18 protein-coding genes are annotated in these 16,760 nt (G+C 44.0%); 14 read left to right on the top strand and 4 right to left on the bottom strand.

Annotation, left to right across the window (positions count from 1 at the left end):
- Nucleotides 1–9: 9 nt before the first annotated feature.
- The 11 genes from folP to hydF all read left to right on the top strand — a co-directional run bounded on the left by folP (nucleotide 10) and on the right by hydF (nucleotide 9,725).
- Complete coding sequence (gene folP / locus FYJ53_RS05215) at nucleotides 10–816, top strand: dihydropteroate synthase (RefSeq protein ID WP_154557071.1); 807 nt, start codon at nucleotides 10–12, stop codon at nucleotides 814–816.
- A 2-nt stretch (nucleotides 817–818) separates the two neighbouring features.
- Nucleotides 819–1,643, top strand: coding sequence for a 2-amino-4-hydroxy-6-hydroxymethyldihydropteridine diphosphokinase (folK, locus tag FYJ53_RS05210; RefSeq protein WP_154557070.1), 825 nt, complete (start codon nucleotides 819–821; stop codon nucleotides 1,641–1,643).
- 202 nt (nucleotides 1,644–1,845) lie between these two features.
- On the top strand, nucleotides 1,846–2,775 hold the full coding sequence (gene fba / locus FYJ53_RS05205; protein ID WP_090414590.1) for a class II fructose-1,6-bisphosphate aldolase: 930 nt from the start codon (nucleotides 1,846–1,848) through the stop codon (nucleotides 2,773–2,775).
- Between the two features lie 90 nt (nucleotides 2,776–2,865).
- On the top strand, nucleotides 2,866–3,831 hold the full coding sequence (locus FYJ53_RS05200) for an RluA family pseudouridine synthase (protein ID WP_090414588.1): 966 nt from the start codon (nucleotides 2,866–2,868) through the stop codon (nucleotides 3,829–3,831).
- 1 nt (nucleotide 3,832) lies between these two features.
- Nucleotides 3,833–4,375 (top strand): Holliday junction resolvase RecU, encoded by a 543-nt coding sequence (locus FYJ53_RS05195; RefSeq protein WP_154557069.1) that lies wholly within the window; start codon nucleotides 3,833–3,835, stop codon nucleotides 4,373–4,375.
- On the top strand, nucleotides 4,372–4,851 hold the full coding sequence (locus tag FYJ53_RS05190) for an S-ribosylhomocysteine lyase (protein WP_154557068.1): 480 nt from the start codon (nucleotides 4,372–4,374) through the stop codon (nucleotides 4,849–4,851). Before FYJ53_RS05195 ends, FYJ53_RS05190 begins: the two co-directional genes overlap by 4 nt.
- A 360-nt stretch (nucleotides 4,852–5,211) precedes the next feature.
- Nucleotides 5,212–5,415, top strand: a complete 204-nt coding sequence (locus FYJ53_RS05185) for a hypothetical protein (protein WP_143074439.1) — start codon at nucleotides 5,212–5,214, stop codon at nucleotides 5,413–5,415.
- A gap of 346 nt (nucleotides 5,416–5,761) precedes the next feature.
- Nucleotides 5,762–6,016, top strand: a complete 255-nt coding sequence (locus FYJ53_RS21100; RefSeq protein ID WP_013381645.1) for a TM1266 family iron-only hydrogenase system putative regulator — start codon at nucleotides 5,762–5,764, stop codon at nucleotides 6,014–6,016.
- Between the two features lie 3 nt (nucleotides 6,017–6,019).
- The gene (gene hydE, locus FYJ53_RS05180; protein ID WP_195840238.1) at nucleotides 6,020–7,060 is read left to right on the top strand and encodes a [FeFe] hydrogenase H-cluster radical SAM maturase HydE; all 1,041 of its coding nucleotides are present in this window, start codon (nucleotides 6,020–6,022) and stop codon (nucleotides 7,058–7,060) included.
- A gap of 22 nt (nucleotides 7,061–7,082) precedes the next feature.
- Nucleotides 7,083–8,501 carry a [FeFe] hydrogenase H-cluster radical SAM maturase HydG gene (hydG, locus tag FYJ53_RS05175; protein WP_154557067.1) on the top strand — a complete coding sequence of 473 codons (1,419 nt, stop codon included), beginning with the start codon at nucleotides 7,083–7,085 and terminating at the stop codon, nucleotides 8,499–8,501.
- 30 nt (nucleotides 8,502–8,531) lie between these two features.
- Nucleotides 8,532–9,725 carry a [FeFe] hydrogenase H-cluster maturation GTPase HydF gene (gene hydF, locus FYJ53_RS05170; protein WP_013381648.1) on the top strand — a complete coding sequence of 398 codons (1,194 nt, stop codon included), beginning with the start codon at nucleotides 8,532–8,534 and terminating at the stop codon, nucleotides 9,723–9,725.
- 43 nt (nucleotides 9,726–9,768) lie between these two features.
- Here hydF and FYJ53_RS05165 read toward each other — a convergent pair whose 3' ends face one another.
- The 3 genes from FYJ53_RS05165 to thyX form a co-directional block, all read right to left on the bottom strand.
- Nucleotides 9,769–12,039, bottom strand: a complete 2,271-nt coding sequence (locus tag FYJ53_RS05165) for an EAL domain-containing protein (RefSeq protein ID WP_195840237.1) — start codon at nucleotides 12,037–12,039, stop codon at nucleotides 9,769–9,771.
- A gap of 277 nt (nucleotides 12,040–12,316) precedes the next feature.
- Nucleotides 12,317–13,165, bottom strand: a complete 849-nt coding sequence (locus tag FYJ53_RS05160; RefSeq protein WP_154557065.1) for a hypothetical protein — start codon at nucleotides 13,163–13,165, stop codon at nucleotides 12,317–12,319.
- A gap of 40 nt (nucleotides 13,166–13,205) precedes the next feature.
- The gene (thyX, locus tag FYJ53_RS05155; RefSeq protein WP_154557064.1) at nucleotides 13,206–13,976 is read right to left on the bottom strand and encodes an FAD-dependent thymidylate synthase; all 771 of its coding nucleotides are present in this window, start codon (nucleotides 13,974–13,976) and stop codon (nucleotides 13,206–13,208) included.
- Between the two features lie 221 nt (nucleotides 13,977–14,197).
- Here thyX and FYJ53_RS05150 point away from each other — a divergent pair, with 221 nt between their 5' ends.
- Both FYJ53_RS05150 and FYJ53_RS05145 read left to right on the top strand, forming a co-directional pair.
- Nucleotides 14,198–14,731 carry a M48 family metallopeptidase gene (locus tag FYJ53_RS05150; RefSeq protein WP_154557063.1) on the top strand — a complete coding sequence of 178 codons (534 nt, stop codon included), beginning with the start codon at nucleotides 14,198–14,200 and terminating at the stop codon, nucleotides 14,729–14,731.
- A 335-nt stretch (nucleotides 14,732–15,066) separates the two neighbouring features.
- Complete coding sequence (locus FYJ53_RS05145; protein ID WP_013381653.1) at nucleotides 15,067–15,711, top strand: class I SAM-dependent methyltransferase; 645 nt, start codon at nucleotides 15,067–15,069, stop codon at nucleotides 15,709–15,711.
- Between the two features lie 61 nt (nucleotides 15,712–15,772).
- Here FYJ53_RS05145 and FYJ53_RS05140 read toward each other — a convergent pair whose 3' ends face one another.
- Entirely contained in the window at nucleotides 15,773–16,315 is a 543-nt protein-coding gene (locus FYJ53_RS05140) for a TetR/AcrR family transcriptional regulator (RefSeq protein ID WP_143074438.1), read from the bottom strand.
- Nucleotides 16,316–16,532: 217 nt separating this feature from the next.
- Between FYJ53_RS05140 and FYJ53_RS05135 the strand changes: the two genes are divergently transcribed.
- Nucleotides 16,533–16,724: a hypothetical protein gene (locus FYJ53_RS05135; protein WP_090414570.1), complete on the top strand. Its 192-nt coding sequence runs from the start codon at nucleotides 16,533–16,535 to the stop codon at nucleotides 16,722–16,724.
- Nucleotides 16,725–16,760: the final 36 nt, after the last annotated feature.

Raw genomic sequence — 16,760 nt, 5'->3', positions numbered from 1 at the left:
GGAGACAAAATGAAAATTGGCAATAAAGATTTTGATTTAGAGAACCAAGTATATATAATGGGGATTTTAAACATTACACCTGATTCTTTTTCAGACGGCGGACGTTTTGATTCTCAGGATGAGGCTCTGCGCCATGCCGAGGAAATGATTGAAGCCGGTGCCGATATAATCGACATTGGCGGTGAATCCACAAGACCTTCCCACACCCCCCTTGGCGAAGAAAATGAATTAAAACGCGTCATTCCTATGATCGAAGTCATCAGGAAACACTTTGACATTCCCATATCAATCGACACTTACAAAGCAAAAGTCGGTGAAGCCGCTATTGAAGCTGGCGCAGACCTCATCAATGACGTCTGGGGCTTTAAACGGGAACCACGTCTGGCTGAAGTAGCGGCAAAGCACCAGGTTCCCTGCTGTCTGATGCACAACCGTACAAATATGGACTACACAGATCTGATGGCTGATATACTCAGTGATCTTCAGGAATCCATCGCCATTGCCCTGGATGCCGGTGTCTCAAAAGATGCCATCATACTGGATCCCGGAATTGGTTTTGCCAAAACCAGCGACGACAATCTGACCGTCATGCACCATCTGGAAACGCTTCAAAAGCTGGGCTATCCTGTACTTCTCGGCACTTCACGAAAGAGCTTTATCGGCAATACCCTTAATCTGCCGGTGGATGAACGTCTGGAAGGAACCATGGCCACCACTGTTGTTGGAGTGATGAAGGGATGCTCCATTATTCGTGTGCACGACGTCCTTGAAAACAGACGCGCTGCTTTGATGACCGCAGCCATCATGAGAGGGTAATCATGGACAAGCTTTATATTAAAGACCTGGAGGTTTTTGCCAACCATGGTGTCTTTGAAGAAGAAAAAAGACTGGGGCAAAAATTCGTTATCTCTGTCGCTCTGGATCTGGATATGCATGCCGCCGCAGTAACCGGCGATCTGTCCAAATCTGTAAACTATGGTGAGCTCTGCGCGGAAATCGAAACGGAATTTCAACGGGAAAGCTACGACCTCATCGAAACTGCTGGTGAAAAACTGACAGATTATATTTTAAGCCGCTATAATCAGATAAAGGGCGTAAGCGTTCTGGTAAAAAAGCCATGGGCGCCGATTCATAAACCCCTTGACTACGCTGCCATCGAAATCAACCGAAGCTGGCACCGTGCTTTCATTGCCTTTGGCTCAAACCTCGGTGACCGTGAAAAGAATATTCAAACCGCCATTGATTCGCTATCCGCCCGAAGCGATATCCGCCTGCTTAATCAATCCAGCATCATCGAAACTGAGCCATGGGGATATGCCGAACAGGACACCTTTTTAAATGGCGTGATGGAAATAGAAACCACCCTGTCCCCCGCTGATCTGATGACCCTGCTGCTGGACACTGAAAAACTTCTGAAACGCGAACGCGTGATTCATTGGGGACCGCGCACACTGGATCTCGACATCCTGTTTTATGACAGACTGGTATATGACCACCCGCACATTACCCTTCCACACCCCAGAGTGCAGGACCGGCTTTTTGTCCTGGAGCCCATGGTGGAAATCGCTCCCTGGTACATTCATCCTGTGCTTGGTAAAAGCATGACTGAGCTTGTGGAGCAATTAAAAAAGTCTGAAGTATAGGAATCTTATGCGCTTTTTCAATCCCGCTGCGGACAAAAATGTTCCCGGTAAAAACAGTCCTTTTTTCCTGTTTTTACCGGGATTTTTATTAAAATTTCATTAATTCAAAAGTTTTGTATTGTTAAAATGACCCAACAAGAGTATACTAGTAAGTGAAATAAATCAAACAAATTTAAACGAGCTACGACTCAGGAGGTTTGAAATGGGATTAGTAACTTCTACTGAAATGTTTAAGAAAGCATATGAAGGCAAGTACGCGGTAGGCGCTTTTAATGTAAACGATATGGAGATCATCCAGGGGATCGTTGAAGCAGCGCAGGAAGAGCAGGCCCCTTTGATTTTACAGGTATCCGCCGGTGCCCGAAAATACGCCAATCCAGTTTATCTAAAAAAGCTGGTTGAAGCAGCGGTTGAAACCACAGATCTGGACATCTGCCTGCATCTGGACCACGGCGCAGATTTTGAAATCTGTAAATCCTGTGTTGATGGAGGCTTTACCTCTGTCATGATCGACGGCTCTAAATATCCCTTTGAAGAAAATATCGCATTGACTAAAAAAGTAGCCGCCTATGCCCATGATCACGGTGTAGTCGTGGAAGCCGAGCTTGGAAAACTGGCAGGCATTGAAGATGCCGTAAATGTAGGTGACCATGAAGCCTCCTTTACTGATCCGGATGAAGCTGTCGAGTTTGTCGAAAGAACAGGATGTGATTCCTTAGCCATTACCATTGGCACCAGCCATGGTGCTTTTAAATTCAAAGGCACTCCAAAGCTGGATTTTCCAAGACTGGAAAAAATCTCCGGCCTGCTGCCAGGCTATCCGTTGGTACTCCACGGATCTTCCAGTGTTCCCAAAGAATTTGTCGATTTGTGTAACCAGTACGGCGGCGCCATTCCAGGCGCACAGGGTGTCCCAGAAGATATGCTGCGTGAAGCTGCCAAATGGGGCGTCTGCAAGATCAATATCGACACAGACCTAAGACTGGCCATGACTGCCTCTATCCGTAAAGTCTTTGTAGAACAGCCGCAGGTCTTTGACCCAAGAGAGTACCTTGGACCAGGCCGCACCGCCATTAAAGCCATGGTTGCCCATAAGCTGAAGGATGTCCTGGGCTGCGCAGGCAAGCTTTAAACAAAACTGAATATCCATCCGGAATGCGCGGCATTCCGGATTTTTTTATGGTATAATCATTCTATAATCTATAAAAAATAAGGAAGTTTAATGAAACAATATACCATTGATGAAAACTCAGGAAACCAGCGTCTTGACCGATACCTGTCCAAGCTCATGCCCCTGGCGGACAGAAATTTTTTGCAAAAGATGCTGCGCAAAAAAAGAATCAAGCTTAACGGCGTCCGGGCCGAGCCCAAAGACATGATCCATAGCGGTGACACCGTCCAGGTCTATTTTTCCGAAGAAACCATCGCAGGCTTTCAGGAAAAAAAAGTACAGCGGCATTTTGACCTGACACCGGAAATCAAAAAAATATTTGAACCTCCAGTCTATGAGGATGACCATCTGCTGGTCGTCAACAAGCCCGCCGGCCTTTTAAGCCAGGCAGATTCCTCCGGCGATATTTCATTGATCGACGCGGCGCGGACCTACCTGAAAAAAAATGCGACTGATACTAAAGCTTTTGAAGTCGTCATTTCCAACCGGCTGGACCGAAATACCAGCGGTATTATCCTCATGCCAAAGGACTACCCAACCCTACAGACCGTGAATGCTGCTATCCGGGAGCGTCAGGCTTTAAAAGAATATCATACTATTGTGTTGGGTGTACTAAAAAAGCCCGGTACTCTTACCGGCTTTTTAACCAAGGACACCATTGAAAACAAATCAGCAATCCAGAGTCAGTCTGAGAAAGGAGCCAAGGAGGTTCGTCTGGACTACTGTCCTCTTATGGATAATGGCAAGTTCACACTTCTGGAAATAACCCTTCACACCGGGCGTTCACACCAGATTCGCTCACAGCTTGCCGACTACGGCTTTCCCATCATCGGCGACTACAAGTATGGCGACGCTTCCATCAACCGGCATTTTAGCCAGAAATACGGCTTAAAGCACCATCTGCTGCACAGCCGCCACTATGCCATAAAAGACCTGGAATATGACTTCACAGCCCCTTATCCATTGCTCTTTAAGCAGCTTTTAAAGGAATTAAATCTGGATAGGGAGGCACTTTAATATGGGATACTGGCACAGCCGCGGCCTGCGCGGCAGTTATCTTGAGGAATGCATTAACCAGACTAACAAAATTTATCTTGAGCAGGGGCTGGCCGTTGTCCAAAAACTTCCAACCGCCATTAAGCCCATAGAGCTGGACCCGGGCAAAGGAACTATTAAGCTGGCTTATTTTGAAGAAAAGAGCACCGTCGACTATATGGGCAATGTCCAGGGTATTCCCATCTGTTTTGACGCCAAGGAAACCAACCAGAAACGGCTCCCTATCGCCAATATTCACGAGCATCAGATCGAGTTCATGGACGCCTTTAACCGGCAGGAGGGCTTGTCTTTTCTCATCGTTTGGTTTAAACTATTTGATGAACACTACTTATTGCCCTATGAGACTTTAAAGGCTTACTGGGACGCATCCAAAAAGGATGGCCGCAAGTCCATTCCCTATGCCGCCTTCGATAAAAAATATCAGATTCATCCCTGCGGCAATATGTTGGTGCATTATCTTGAGACGCTTAACGTCTATTTAAATGATAAAGGAGAAACATCATGAAAAAAATCGCAAGCTTTACCGTTAACCATATTGATTTATTGCGTGGAATCTATGTTTCACGTAAAGATTATTGTGGCGATGGTTGCATCACCACTTTTGACATCCGCATGAAGGAGCCAAACCGCGAGCCGGTTATCAATACCGCTGAGCTTCACACCATCGAACATCTCGGCGCTACTTATCTGCGCAATGACCCTGAACTCAGTGAAAAAATCGTCTATTTTGGGCCCATGGGCTGCCGCACCGGCTATTACCTGCTGATGAAAGGTGACCTGACCTCAAATGACGTGGTGCCTCTGGTAACAGACCTCTTTAAGTTTATGGCTGATTTTGAGGGGGATGTCCCCGGCGCTGCCCCGAGAGACTGCGGTAATTATCTTGATATGAATCTGGGTATGGCAAAGTATGAATCTAAAAAATTTCTTGATGAAGTTTTAATGAATCTGACTGACGACAATCTGATTTACCCCGAATAAACTTATGCTTCTGCGGGCTTCCGACTACATCGGCAGCCCGTTTTTTAGTTGTTCCTTGACAAAAAGAATCTTTGGATTAATATACTTAGTAAGCTAAATATATTGTTTAAAGTTATATTTCGGGATGTATTAGGCAAATGCAGGAAGATAATTTTTATTATACAGAATTTTTTAATCCCCAACAGGCAAAAGGTTCTGCTGAACCTTGAAACCTCTGAATATTGTGTAACCTATACCCAGTCTATGGTAATTCTTTTTCTTTTTGAGACGCAAAAATTTTATGGTAACAACCAAGGTAACCCACAGAAAAATTCTTGTTCTGGCAATCGTCATCGCCGGCGCTTTTATTATGGGTACAGCTTGACTGGCGGCGCGCCAAACTTTGGAGCGTTGATCATCGGCCAGATTTTTCAGCTCATCGGTGAGGTGGCCAAGGTGCTCGCGAGCAAAAAAATCAAAAAAGTGCCGGTTGTCACCGCCAAAGGAGTATTGGCATGCGTCGTGTGGCGTTTCACTATTATGCGTTATATCTTCAAACTGTTTTTCAGTGGCATAGATAAATGAAAATTTTCATTAAAGTGTGCCAAAAAAAGTAAAATTTTGTTCTTAAATTAAAAAATATTGCGACCAACTAAAAACTGTGCTATAGTAAATTCATACTAGCAGATCGGCTGTCCGAGAGGCTTCGTGCCAATCCTAAGCAAGGCTGCCAGTTTTACAAAAGTATCGTGCTGAAGGTAAGGGATTTCCCAAACCGCGAAGGCGGGCAAATAACCACGGGTTGCCAATGTGTTCATTTTTAATGAAATTGGGCAAGCCTTATTTTGTTATGATCGCTCCCTGAGCCTTTTTCGGCACAGGGAGCTTTTTGCATTTTGATACTTTTACATTACTAAGAAAGGAAGATGCTATGGAAACACGAATCGCATTAATTGGAATTATTGTTGAAACCCCCGATTCGGTAGAAAGCCTCAACGCCATTTTACATGACTACTCCGAATTTATAATCGGCAGAATGGGCATTCCCTACAAACAACGTAATGTGTCCGTCATCAGTGTCATTGTCGATGCCCCCACGGATGTGATCAGCGCATTATCCGGGAAGCTGGGCATGCTGCCAAATGTTAATGCCAAAACCGTTTATTCAAAATTGCCATCACAGTAAACAATGAAAGAACTAATCTGTAAGCTGGAACAAAATGAGTCGCTGGAAAAGGACGAATGGATTCAACTGATTACCGAACAGACACCGGAGCTCTCGGCCTTTCTCTTTGAGAAGGCCCGTAGCCAGGCTCAAAAATATTATGGCAACCGGATTTACACCCGAGGACTCATTGAATTCTCTAACTACTGTAAAAACGACTGTTACTACTGCGGTATCCGCAGAGGTAATGGCTGTGTAAAACGCTACCGGCTTTCCGAGGATGACATCATGGACTGCTGTGCCACTGGCTACAAACTGGGTTTCAGAACTTTCGTTCTCCAGGGCGGTGAGGACCCCTGGTTTAACGATGATCGGATGTGCCGCGTCGTCGGACGTATCCGCCACACCTATCCTGACTGCGCCATTACCCTGTCATTGGGCGAACGCAGCGCCGAATCCTATAAACGCCTTTACGCTGCCGGTGCGAACCGTTATCTTTTAAGGCATGAAACAGCAAATTTTTCACATTATCATACTCTGCATCCCAAAGCGCTTTCTCCCGAAAGACGCCAGAGATGTCTGTATAATCTTAAATCCATCGGCTATCAGGTAGGCACAGGCATGATGGTCGGTTCACCCGGACAGACGGCTGAGCATCTGGCCGAGGATCTTTTATTCATGAAAGCACTGGAACCATTCATGGTGGGCATAGGGCCTTTTATTCCCCAAAAGGATACCCCTTTTGGCAAAAAAAGGGCAGGTACTCTGGAGCAAACCCTTTTCTTAATTGGTCTGATCCGCCTCATGCTGCCAAATGCCCTGATACCGGCAACTACTGCCCTGGGAACCATTGACCCCAGCGGCCGTGAAAAAGGTGTGCTGGCAGGTGCCAATGTGGTCATGCCAAATCTGTCACCCCTTACAGTACGAAAAAAATATGCCCTGTATGACAACAAAATCTGTACCGGAGACGAGGCGGCCGAGTGCCGTTCCTGCCTTCAGAAGCGTATGCGCCGGATCGGCTATAATCTGGCTGTAGACCGCGGTGACGCGGTCAAAAAATAAGTTTAGCTAAGGAAGTATCAAAATGTACAATAAGGAATCATCAACCGCAACTGAATTCATCAACCACAAAGAAATTTTAGAAACTCTTGAATACGCAGAGGCCAACAAAAATAACAGAGAGCTCATCGACAGCCTTATTGAGCGCGCAAAAGACTGCAAAGGCCTGACCCATCGGGAAGCTGCTGTGCTGCTGGAATGTGAGCTTGAGGATGAAAATGAAAAAATGTATTCCCTCGCCAAGAAAATTAAACAGAAATTTTATGGCAACCGGATCGTCATGTTTGCCCCGCTCTACCTGTCAAACTACTGTATCAATGGCTGTGTCTATTGCCCTTATCACCGTCAGAACAAGCATATCCGGCGAAAAAAACTGACCCAGGAAGAAATACGCGATGAGGTAATTGCCCTCCAGGATATGGGACATAAGCGTCTGGCTCTGGAAACCGGCGAAGATCCAGCCAACAATCCCATTGAGTATGTGCTGGAGAGCATCAAGACTATTTACGGCATCAAACATAAAAACGGCGCCATCCGCCGTGTCAATGTCAACATTGCTGCCACCACAGTAGAAAACTATAAAAAGCTTAAAGATGCCGGTATTGGCACTTATATTTTATTCCAGGAAACCTACCATAAAGAAAACTATGAAAAACTGCATCCTACAGGGCCTAAGCATGACTACGCTTACCATACTGAAGCCATGGACCGCGCCATGGATGGCGGTATTGATGATGTGGGCATCGGCGTTCTATTCGGGCTCAATATGTACCGTTACGACTTCATAGGGCTTTTAATGCACGCCGAACACCTGGAAGCCGCAAAGGGCGTCGGGCCGCACACCATCTCTGTACCGCGTATCCGCTCTGCGGACGATATTAACCCCGATTCCTTCTCCGATGCCATCTCTGATGAAATCTTCCAGAAAATCGTCGCGGTTCTCCGCATTGCTGTGCCTTACACAGGGATGATCATCTCAACCCGGGAATCCCAGAAAACCCGTGAAAAGGTTCTGGATCTGGGTATTTCCCAAATCAGCGGAGGCTCCAGCACCTCTGTCGGCGGCTATGTCGAGCCCGAAAAGAAAGAGGATAACTCTGCCCAGTTTGATGTCAGTGATACTCGCACCCTTGATGAAGTAGTCAACTGGCTGTTACAGCTTGGATATATTCCAAGCTTCTGCACGGCCTGTTACCGCGAGGGACGTACTGGCGACCGGTTTATGAGTCTGGTAAAGGCTGGACAGATTGCCAACTGCTGTCAGCCCAACGCACTGATCACACTGAAAGAATACCTTGAGGACTACGCCAGCCCCGATACCAAAGCCAAAGGGGACTTTGTCATTAACGAGGAATTAAAGGACATTCCAAAGGATAAAGTGCGAAATATCGCCATTGAAAACCTCAAGGCTATCTCCCAGGGCCAGCGGGATTTCCGCTTCTGATTATTTGGCAGACATTAAAAAGGAGTATTTATGAGTTTAACATCTACCCCTCGTTCGAACCGGCTCCATATTGGGATTTACGGAAAACGCAACAGCGGCAAATCCTCATTGATCAATGCTTTGACCGGTCAGAAAATCGCACTGGTATCAGACGTGGCCGGCACCACCGCCGACCCTGTTTACAAATATATGGAAATCCATGGCATCGGGCCCTGTATGTTTATCGACACTGCCGGATTTGATGACATCGGTGAGCTTGGCGAAATGCGTGTTGGACAGACCCGCAAGGCCATGGATAAAACCGATATTGCCCTTATAGTCTGGGGCGATACCCATACTGAAGAAGAATACAACTGGATTGATGCCTTTAAAAAACGAAATACACCCGTTATCCCCATCATCAATAAATCCGATATTCTGACAGATATTGAGCTGTTGGCCTCTGAAATCAAAGCCCGGCTTGGAGTGCCTCCTTTGATTGTCAGCGCAAAAACAAAAGAGGGCATGGACCGTATACGAGAAGCATTAATCCGATCCCTACCCAAAGACCACGAGGCTGAGAGTATTACCGGTAACCTTTGCGCAGACGGCGATCTGGTCATGCTGGTCATGCCACAGGATACTCAGGCGCCTAAGGGACGGCTTATCCTGCCGCAGGTACAGACTATCCGCGAACTTTTGGATAAAAAGTGTATTGTCCACAGCGCTACTGCTGATCGTTTTGACGAAGCCCTTGCTTGCCTGGCTTCCCCACCAAGGCTCATCATCACCGATTCCCAGGTCTTTAAAACCATCTATGATAAAAAACCTCCTGAAAGCAAGCTCACTTCCTTTTCGGTATTGTTTGCTGCCTATAAGGGAGACCTGGATTACTTTGTTGCAGGTGCCAGAGCTCTTGACTGTTTGACAGAAAGCTCCCGGATTCTCATTGCAGAGGCCTGTACCCATGCGCCTCTCGAGGAGGACATCGGCCGCGAAAAAATCCCGAGTATGCTCAGAAAGCGTGTCGGAAAGGGGCTGGGCGTAGACATCGTAGCCGGTAATGATTTTCCTCAGGACCTGACGCCTTATAACCTGGTGATTCACTGCGGCGGCTGCATGTTTAACCGCAAGCATGTGCTCTCCAGAGTCGAACAAGCCCGGAGCCAGGGCGTGCCAATGTGTAACTACGGCGTTACCATTGCGCATCTGTCCGGCATTCTGGATAAAATCGATTTAGCATAAAATAAAGGAGGCACCGCGAAATGCGATGCCCCCTTTATTTTGCTTAGCTTTTCTTTTTAACCAGTTCCCAAAAATCATTTTCTTCAAGAGGCTTGGAATAGTAATATCCCTGTACATAATCTGCCCCACAGCGAATCATCCAGTTCAGGTCTTCTTTTGTTTCAACCCTCTCTGCAACGACCTTTACCTCTTTAATCTTGATCATCTCGACCATTTTTTGAACAAACTCAAACTGTTCCTGATTCTGCTGTACCTGCTGCACTAGACGATGGTCCAGCTTAACAAAAGCAAAAGGAACCTGAGAAAAATATGAAATACTGACTTCACCTGATCCAAAGTTGTCCAAAACAATGCGAATTCCGGCTGCGTGCATCTGGTTCAGGACATCAATGGCCGCCGGGAAAGACTGCAAGAGCAGGGCTTCTGTGATTTCCACACAAATCCGGTCTGGCGTAATACCAGATTCACGGATAATATTCAACGTTTTCTTCCCATAATTCTGATCTACCAGCTGCTGCACCGACAGATTCACCGTAATATTTTCAATACTCGTTTTCTGGTCAGACAAAAACTTCATGGTTTGGCAGGCTTTTGTCAATACCAGTTCTCCGACCTCTGTTACAAGATTATTCTTTTCGGCCACCCGTATAGCCTCATAAGGTGGAATGTACTGTCCATTTTCATCCTGAAGCCGCATCAGGGCTTCAGCCGTTGTATAGCATTTCTTCTTGTAGTCATAAACCGGCTGATACCAGACATCAAAATCCTGAAGCTCGATTTGTCTGTTTAACAGTTCAAGAATTTTACTTTCACGTTCCACATCGTTAAGCACTGTCTGATTATAAATGACGACCCCTTCCTCGCTGTATTTTTTTGCAAATCTCAGTGTCTGCCAGAGCTTCCTCACCAATTCACTGGCATTGTCACCATGTTCAGGATAACGGCAGACACCAACCTTATATTTAAGCTGAAAGCTTGCCGCACCAACGGTTATCTCTGAGTCCATCAACTTTTGCAGTTCCAGCTGAATTCCATCATCGCAATCCTGCATAGCATTTATTCCCATAAACCGGTCACCGTAGACGTGATATATCTGCTCACCAAAAATCTTTTGAAGTCCACTGCTGATGCTTAAAAGAATCTTATTTCCAGTTTCATTTGAGAAAATACGGTTGTACTTTCCAAAATTTGCCACATCGAGCATATAGACTGTAAAAGGTTCGCCTTTTCGAATAAAACGAAGAATATCCTGGTAACCCTTTGAAAAATTTGCTAAGTTCAAATGAAAGTCTATGAAAGCAGACTTTTCAAGTTTTTTACAATAGCTTAACAGAGTATCGGACAAGGCGTTTAAGTCATCATCGTTATAATGGCCAAAGTCAATCTCTTCCTCACCCTCAGACCTGCGCTGACATCGTTCCTTCATTTCAAGAACCGGGCGCTTCATCCGGCTGTAAAAATAATAAAGAACGAAACCAAAAATACTCATCAAGATAATGGTCAAAATAATTTGATAGGCCGAATATTTCAAAATCGTCTGAAAGATCACCCGACTGCTTACAGAGGTCATAAGTGCCATAGGGTACTGTGCGTCCCTTGCCACAAAGCCCATCATCTTTTGCCCATCCGAATTAACATAGGTGAAAGATTCATACGTGTTTTCGGTTTCAATCATTCCTTCCAGAAGTCCAGAGCAATTGACCACCTCTTCATTAGCATCACTGAGACTGAGATCCCCTTTTGTTGCCACTGGCATCCAGCTGTTGCTGTCAAACAGGATCGTGCTCCGCCCATTTTCGTTATCGGGCAGACTGATAAAATCATTATCATAATACAAGCTAATACAGCCAAGATACTCGCTGCCTGCAGACCAGACCGGAGCGCATACCTCTACCACCGCTTCATCTTTATACGTGGTAAAGTCTACCCGATATGGAGTGTATTTAAAATAATCCGGCGAATTATTCATTGCACTGTTGTCCAGCTCATCAATGATCTGAAGCGCAGTATTTTTAAGATAAATCTGATTATCTTTTCCCAAAATACGCATACCAACATAATTCGGCATCAGCTTTACAGCCTCTTCGACCACATAGATTGCTTCTTTTTCGTTACCATCACCATCAGCGATACCATCCCCACCTTCCAGCAGTGTAATAATACTGGTGCTGGTGCTGAGATAAAGGGTTTCATCACCCAGATGATCAATAGTGTCTGCAAGCATCGCTTCTGCGGTTTCTGTTTGGTGCCTGAGGTTATTTTGATAGGTATCCAAGTTGAAAAAATACGTTAAAACCATGGATCCAACCAGCATCGCTGCAAACACCAAAATTAAGATTCGCAGAAGTGTATAATAAAAAAGGTTGTTTTTCTCCTCTTTTGGGGAGCTTTTCTGTAAAATTTGACGCTTCATTTTATATCCTTAAAACCTTCTACTTTGGGGGTATGGTTTATTATACCATACGGATATATCTCTGTCTACCATAGAGAACGGTATAAAATATTTTCATTCAACAAAATTTGCATATTAAAGGCTTCTCAAACACAAAAAAACATTCCGGAAAAATTACCGGAATGTTTAAGATTTTTTGTCAGATGTCTTTTTTCTTGCTTTTTTTATCATCCTTGGCGTCATCAGAACGGCCAAGCATTTTATCAAAAAGACGTTCCAGGATATCTTTCTTTTTGCCTTTACCTTCAAATTCCTTGGTACGTCGATTTATTTTATTGGCCATCCCCTTAGCAATCTGAATTGTTTCAGAATTTTCATTGGGCATCAAAGCGTTCCATTCTCTAAAAAGTTTACCATTGACCGTCATGGCTTCATAGTTGATGGCCAGCACTCGGTAAACATGTTGTCCATTGTCATGTTCCTTTACCTTCGCTCTGGCACGGTTCCAGGAATGGTAACGGCCCATCATGTAGGCCTGATCCACACCGATAATGGAACAATAGGGCTTATTGGTCGCTCTCAAGCGGAAAGAGTTTGGCGCAATTAGCACAAATACTACCGCTGTGACCGCAAAGAACATTCCGAAGGCTACAGCCAGCATTTTACTTTCTTCACCCAACATAAAAAACAGGATAACAGATAAAACAACTATAATCGCCAGCAGAATAAAAAATTTCTTTTTACTGGCCTTTTTCTGGATTGCATTGAGCTCGCCAATAAAGCTTTCATATAAAGCATCATCATATTCCCAACAGATTTTTTCTTCGTCGCTTTTCATAAAGCTTTCAAACGCTTTGTAGCGCTTGAAATAAAACAGAGCGAAGAGAATACCGCCGGCGATCAGGATAATTCCAAAATAATTGCAATAGAACTGGTATGGGCCGATATCCGCCACCATGCCAGGTACAAAGACCACCAGGATGCCCAAAATGGATGCGACCAGTGATAAAATAATGTTCAGCTTTAATGGATTTTGAATGTCATTCATACTTTTTCCAACCTTTTTTAATTTTTATGCACACCTGTCCTTATAAAGCTTTAAAGGTTTCTCGAACTTCATTGATCTTGCCACAGCTCATTACGCCTTCAGGACAAGGGCCTTCCACACAGCGTGGACCGGCGTTTTTAAATAAGATCGGTGCAACCTTGCGGCATTCTACCAGCATGGCAATGGCACATGCGCGGATTTCCCACTGGGCGCGCATGCAGCAACGCTGATTAAAAAAATGCAGCAGCTCACGGACATTCATAGTGACCACAATTTTTGTTTCACAGGCATTTGGCAGTACAAAACGGGCATCCTCGATCCCCTGCTTTTCTGCCATATTTGCAGCCTGCTTTTCAGATTTTCCTTCTGCCATTAATTTGTGCTTATGCTTTTCGATGAGCTTTTCAGCAATCACGTCATAGGAATGCTGGGCGTTTTCCATGGCGCGGATATACTCCTCCTTCGCCTCTGGAATATTGGCGATTTCATAAGGTACAATGTAATTAAACTGACCCTCCGTAACATAACGCTGAGATTTCTGGCTAAAGCTCGCCATCCGGTGTCGTACCAGTTGGTGAGTCAGAGCACGGCTTACACCTTCAATCGCAAAAGTAAAACTGGCATGTTCAATAGGAGAAGCGTGCCCCATATCCATCAGGCGGTTTAAAAATTTATCTACATTTTCCGGGGTCAGATCCTCCATAATTTCCGCAGCACCAGCGTGGGAATAACAGAGTTTAGCAGCAGCAGCCACAAGCTTTTCTGGTTCGGGGGTATGCTCGATTAACGTAACACTGAGTTTGGTTTCCATTGTTTTCTCTCCTTTGTTATGAGCGTAATGATTTTGTCCTAAACAGACAATGTTATTATTATACCATTTATAAGAGTTCCCGCAAATCGAAATATGAATATAAATTTCATAAGTTAAGATAAATTTTTATATCCACAAATTATTCCCTTTTCCCGCCAACTATTTATTAACCCCAGGCTGCTGAAAACGTGTATAATTAAAAAAGATTTGGAGGTAGCATCATGTTTAAAGGACAAAAAATTACGCCGGAACACAATAAAGTATACCGCTACGAAACCGGCGAACGACATAAATACCTGGGGCATTTCTACACCCTCTCTGTCATGCAGACAACTGCAGAACCCAGTGTACGTATACAGGGCGAAAATATGATCATGGAGGTCAACGATCCGGGTAACCGCAAGCAAAAAGAGCTGGCCTTGGATATGTGGTACCGTGAACAGGCCCGAGATGTTTTTGTTCCCATTCTGGCCGAAGCCATCGTAAAGGCGGCAAAATACTGCCTCCAGATGCCGCAGCTCAGAATCTACCGTATGTTGGACCGCTGGGGTTCCTGTTCTCCTAAAAGCAAAATTTTGATCTTGAATCTGGAGCTCATCAAAGTTCCTGTTCCCTGTATTGAGTATATTGCACTGCATGAGATGATTCATTTTAAATATCCCAGCCATGACTTTGGTTTTAACTCTGCCCTCGGCAACCTGATGCCGGATTGGAAGCAGCGTGAAGATTTTTTGAATACCTATTATCCAATTTAAGAAGACCGCGAAGGCGGTCTTCTTTATTGCTTAAGATTTTTTTAAGATTTATTAAAACTCACTTCATTTTGACCGCTTTGGCACTTTATCATATGATTTCAAATTATTCCAATAAATGCAATTTTTGGCATTCGTTTTGAAAGAATTATTTTTAAATTAAATTCCATTTTAAATGCTCAAAAGACCTCTAATAAAGGCATTTTTGCAAGTTTTTTATCTTTCGTTTCATTCACTTTATGTATACAGTATTTTTAAATCAAAGTGAATTTTAAGGTTTATTTTTGATTTGAAAAGTGCTACACTGTAGGCACAGGAAGCCGAAAGGAAGTATTATTATGAGTATCAAGGAAAAATCAGAAAAAAAATCTGTTATCAGTAGAGATGTTTTAGCGGCAATGTTTAACACCAGTGAGTTTAAACAATATTCCCATGACTGTCGTCAGGAAGTTGTGGAGTCCCTCGAAGGGCACGAATTTAAAACGTTGCTCGACCTTGACTGCGGAGGCGGAAAAATGCTTGAACAGCTTTTTGAAACATTTCCAGACATGGAAGCCTGCGGTTTTGACTATTCTCTGGATCGTCTGAATGGCGCTAAAGAACGCTTGGAAGGCAAAAACGTATCTTTCAAATTTGGGAACGCACAGTGTCTCCCTTATGAAGATAATCAGTTCGACGTTGTGGTCAGCACTTCAACCTTTCATCACTATCCCTACCCAGATAATGTTTTGAAGGAAGTACACCGCGTACTTAAGCCAAAGGGAATTCTGGTTATCTGCGACACCTATCTTGGCGCTACACTGCGCTATCTCAACAATTTCTGTAAGCCAATCAATGAGGTTACAGAAATCCGCATGTATTCTGAAAAAGAAATCTGGCAAATGCTTGGCGGAGCTGGATTTAATGGCATCACCTGGCGCCGTCTCAATAAACACGCTTACCTGGCTAAAGCTGTTGCTTCCGGAATTCCACTCATTGCTTAAACAGATTTTATTTAATCCTGAGTTAACATATCCCCCCTTCGGTTTTTCCGAAGGGGCTTTTTTATTCGATCATTCCCTTTATCCCACGTGAAATAAAACGGCTGATTATCCGAGCCGTCTCCTCGGCATTCAAAGGGATACCACGTATAATCTTTTCCAGCCCCCCTTCCACGACCGCACCGACGATACAGGCATCTACAACGGATAAGGTGACATTATTTGTAATTGAATGGGAACTTCTGAAAAGTCCTTCTTTTAAAATAACCTTGTATTTGGTAATGAACGCTCCATTCTGATTTCCCTGGGACAGACTCCGAATGGTTTCAGCATGTTCCACCAAAAACTGTATACATCTCAAAACCTGTGGATAAGGATCATCGATAATATTGTCAATGCTATTTTCTCCAATAACCTGTATGCAGTGGTCCATCAAGTCATTTTCAACCTGCTCCTGGACATCGTAAATATCCAGAAAGTGCGCATAAAAGGTTCCCCGACTCACATCTGCAAGTGTCAGAATATCCTTAACTGTTATTTTTCGAATATCCTGGTTGATAATGAGCTGAATAAAAGCATTCTTAATTGCCTCTTTAGATTTTCGCACATCTCGTCTTTCCCCGACCATACTTTTCCCTTTCTAAATAATGTAAATAATTCTAGGATAATTAATTCAAATTCATACATTTTTTTAAATTTTATTTAACTTCATACAAAGCATCCAAACTTTATACATTGTGTATAGATTTAAATAAAAGTATAATATTATTGTCATAAAAATTCAAGAAAAACTGACCAAAATATTATGAAAGGCGGATAAAATAATGTCAAGTTTAAAAAAAGAAATTAAGAATATTATTCAATCTGGAAAAAACATCGGTAATGCCTATAAGGAAACCGGGATCGCTGTTGGTGAAAGCTATGCAAAGGCTGGAATAAAAGCAGCGGAAATTTTCAAAAATCTTTATGATTCTGAAAGCGAAGAAGTTGAAGTCAAACATCCCACAAAAAAATAGAACACTTTATTTCTTAGGACAGGAGGAAGATTCCTG

The sequence above is a fragment of the Eubacterium sp. BL-380-WT-2B genome, from assembly GCF_009696115.1.
GTDB lineage: Bacteria > Bacillota > Clostridia > Eubacteriales > Eubacteriaceae > Eubacterium > Eubacterium callanderi.
This window is presented reverse-complemented; position numbering and strand designations above follow the sequence as displayed.

Excerpts from the sequence above, each read along its gene's own strand:
- folP (WP_154557071.1), top strand. The coding sequence starts at position 10 with ATGAAAATTGGCAATAAAGATTTTGATTTAGAGAACCAAGTATATATA.
- folK (WP_154557070.1), top strand. The coding sequence starts at position 819 with ATGGACAAGCTTTATATTAAAGACCTGGAGGTTTTTGCCAACCATGGT.
- fba (WP_090414590.1), top strand. The coding sequence starts at position 1,846 with ATGGGATTAGTAACTTCTACTGAAATGTTTAAGAAAGCATATGAAGGC.
- FYJ53_RS05200 (WP_090414588.1), top strand. The coding sequence starts at position 2,866 with ATGAAACAATATACCATTGATGAAAACTCAGGAAACCAGCGTCTTGAC.
- FYJ53_RS05195 (WP_154557069.1), top strand. The coding sequence starts at position 3,833 with ATGGGATACTGGCACAGCCGCGGCCTGCGCGGCAGTTATCTTGAGGAA.
- FYJ53_RS05190 (WP_154557068.1), top strand. The coding sequence starts at position 4,372 with ATGAAAAAAATCGCAAGCTTTACCGTTAACCATATTGATTTATTGCGT.
- FYJ53_RS21100 (WP_013381645.1), top strand. The coding sequence starts at position 5,762 with ATGGAAACACGAATCGCATTAATTGGAATTATTGTTGAAACCCCCGAT.
- hydE (WP_195840238.1), top strand. The coding sequence starts at position 6,020 with ATGAAAGAACTAATCTGTAAGCTGGAACAAAATGAGTCGCTGGAAAAG.
- hydG (WP_154557067.1), top strand. The coding sequence starts at position 7,083 with ATGTACAATAAGGAATCATCAACCGCAACTGAATTCATCAACCACAAA.
- hydF (WP_013381648.1), top strand. The coding sequence starts at position 8,532 with ATGAGTTTAACATCTACCCCTCGTTCGAACCGGCTCCATATTGGGATT.
- FYJ53_RS05165 (WP_195840237.1), bottom strand. The coding sequence starts at position 12,039 with ATGCTGGTTGGATCCATGGTTTTAACGTATTTTTTCAACTTGGATACC.
- FYJ53_RS05160 (WP_154557065.1), bottom strand. The coding sequence starts at position 13,165 with ATGAATGACATTCAAAATCCATTAAAGCTGAACATTATTTTATCACTG.
- thyX (WP_154557064.1), bottom strand. The coding sequence starts at position 13,976 with ATGGAAACCAAACTCAGTGTTACGTTAATCGAGCATACCCCCGAACCA.
- FYJ53_RS05150 (WP_154557063.1), top strand. The coding sequence starts at position 14,198 with ATGTTTAAAGGACAAAAAATTACGCCGGAACACAATAAAGTATACCGC.
- FYJ53_RS05145 (WP_013381653.1), top strand. The coding sequence starts at position 15,067 with ATGAGTATCAAGGAAAAATCAGAAAAAAAATCTGTTATCAGTAGAGAT.
- FYJ53_RS05135 (WP_090414570.1), top strand. The coding sequence starts at position 16,533 with ATGTCAAGTTTAAAAAAAGAAATTAAGAATATTATTCAATCTGGAAAA.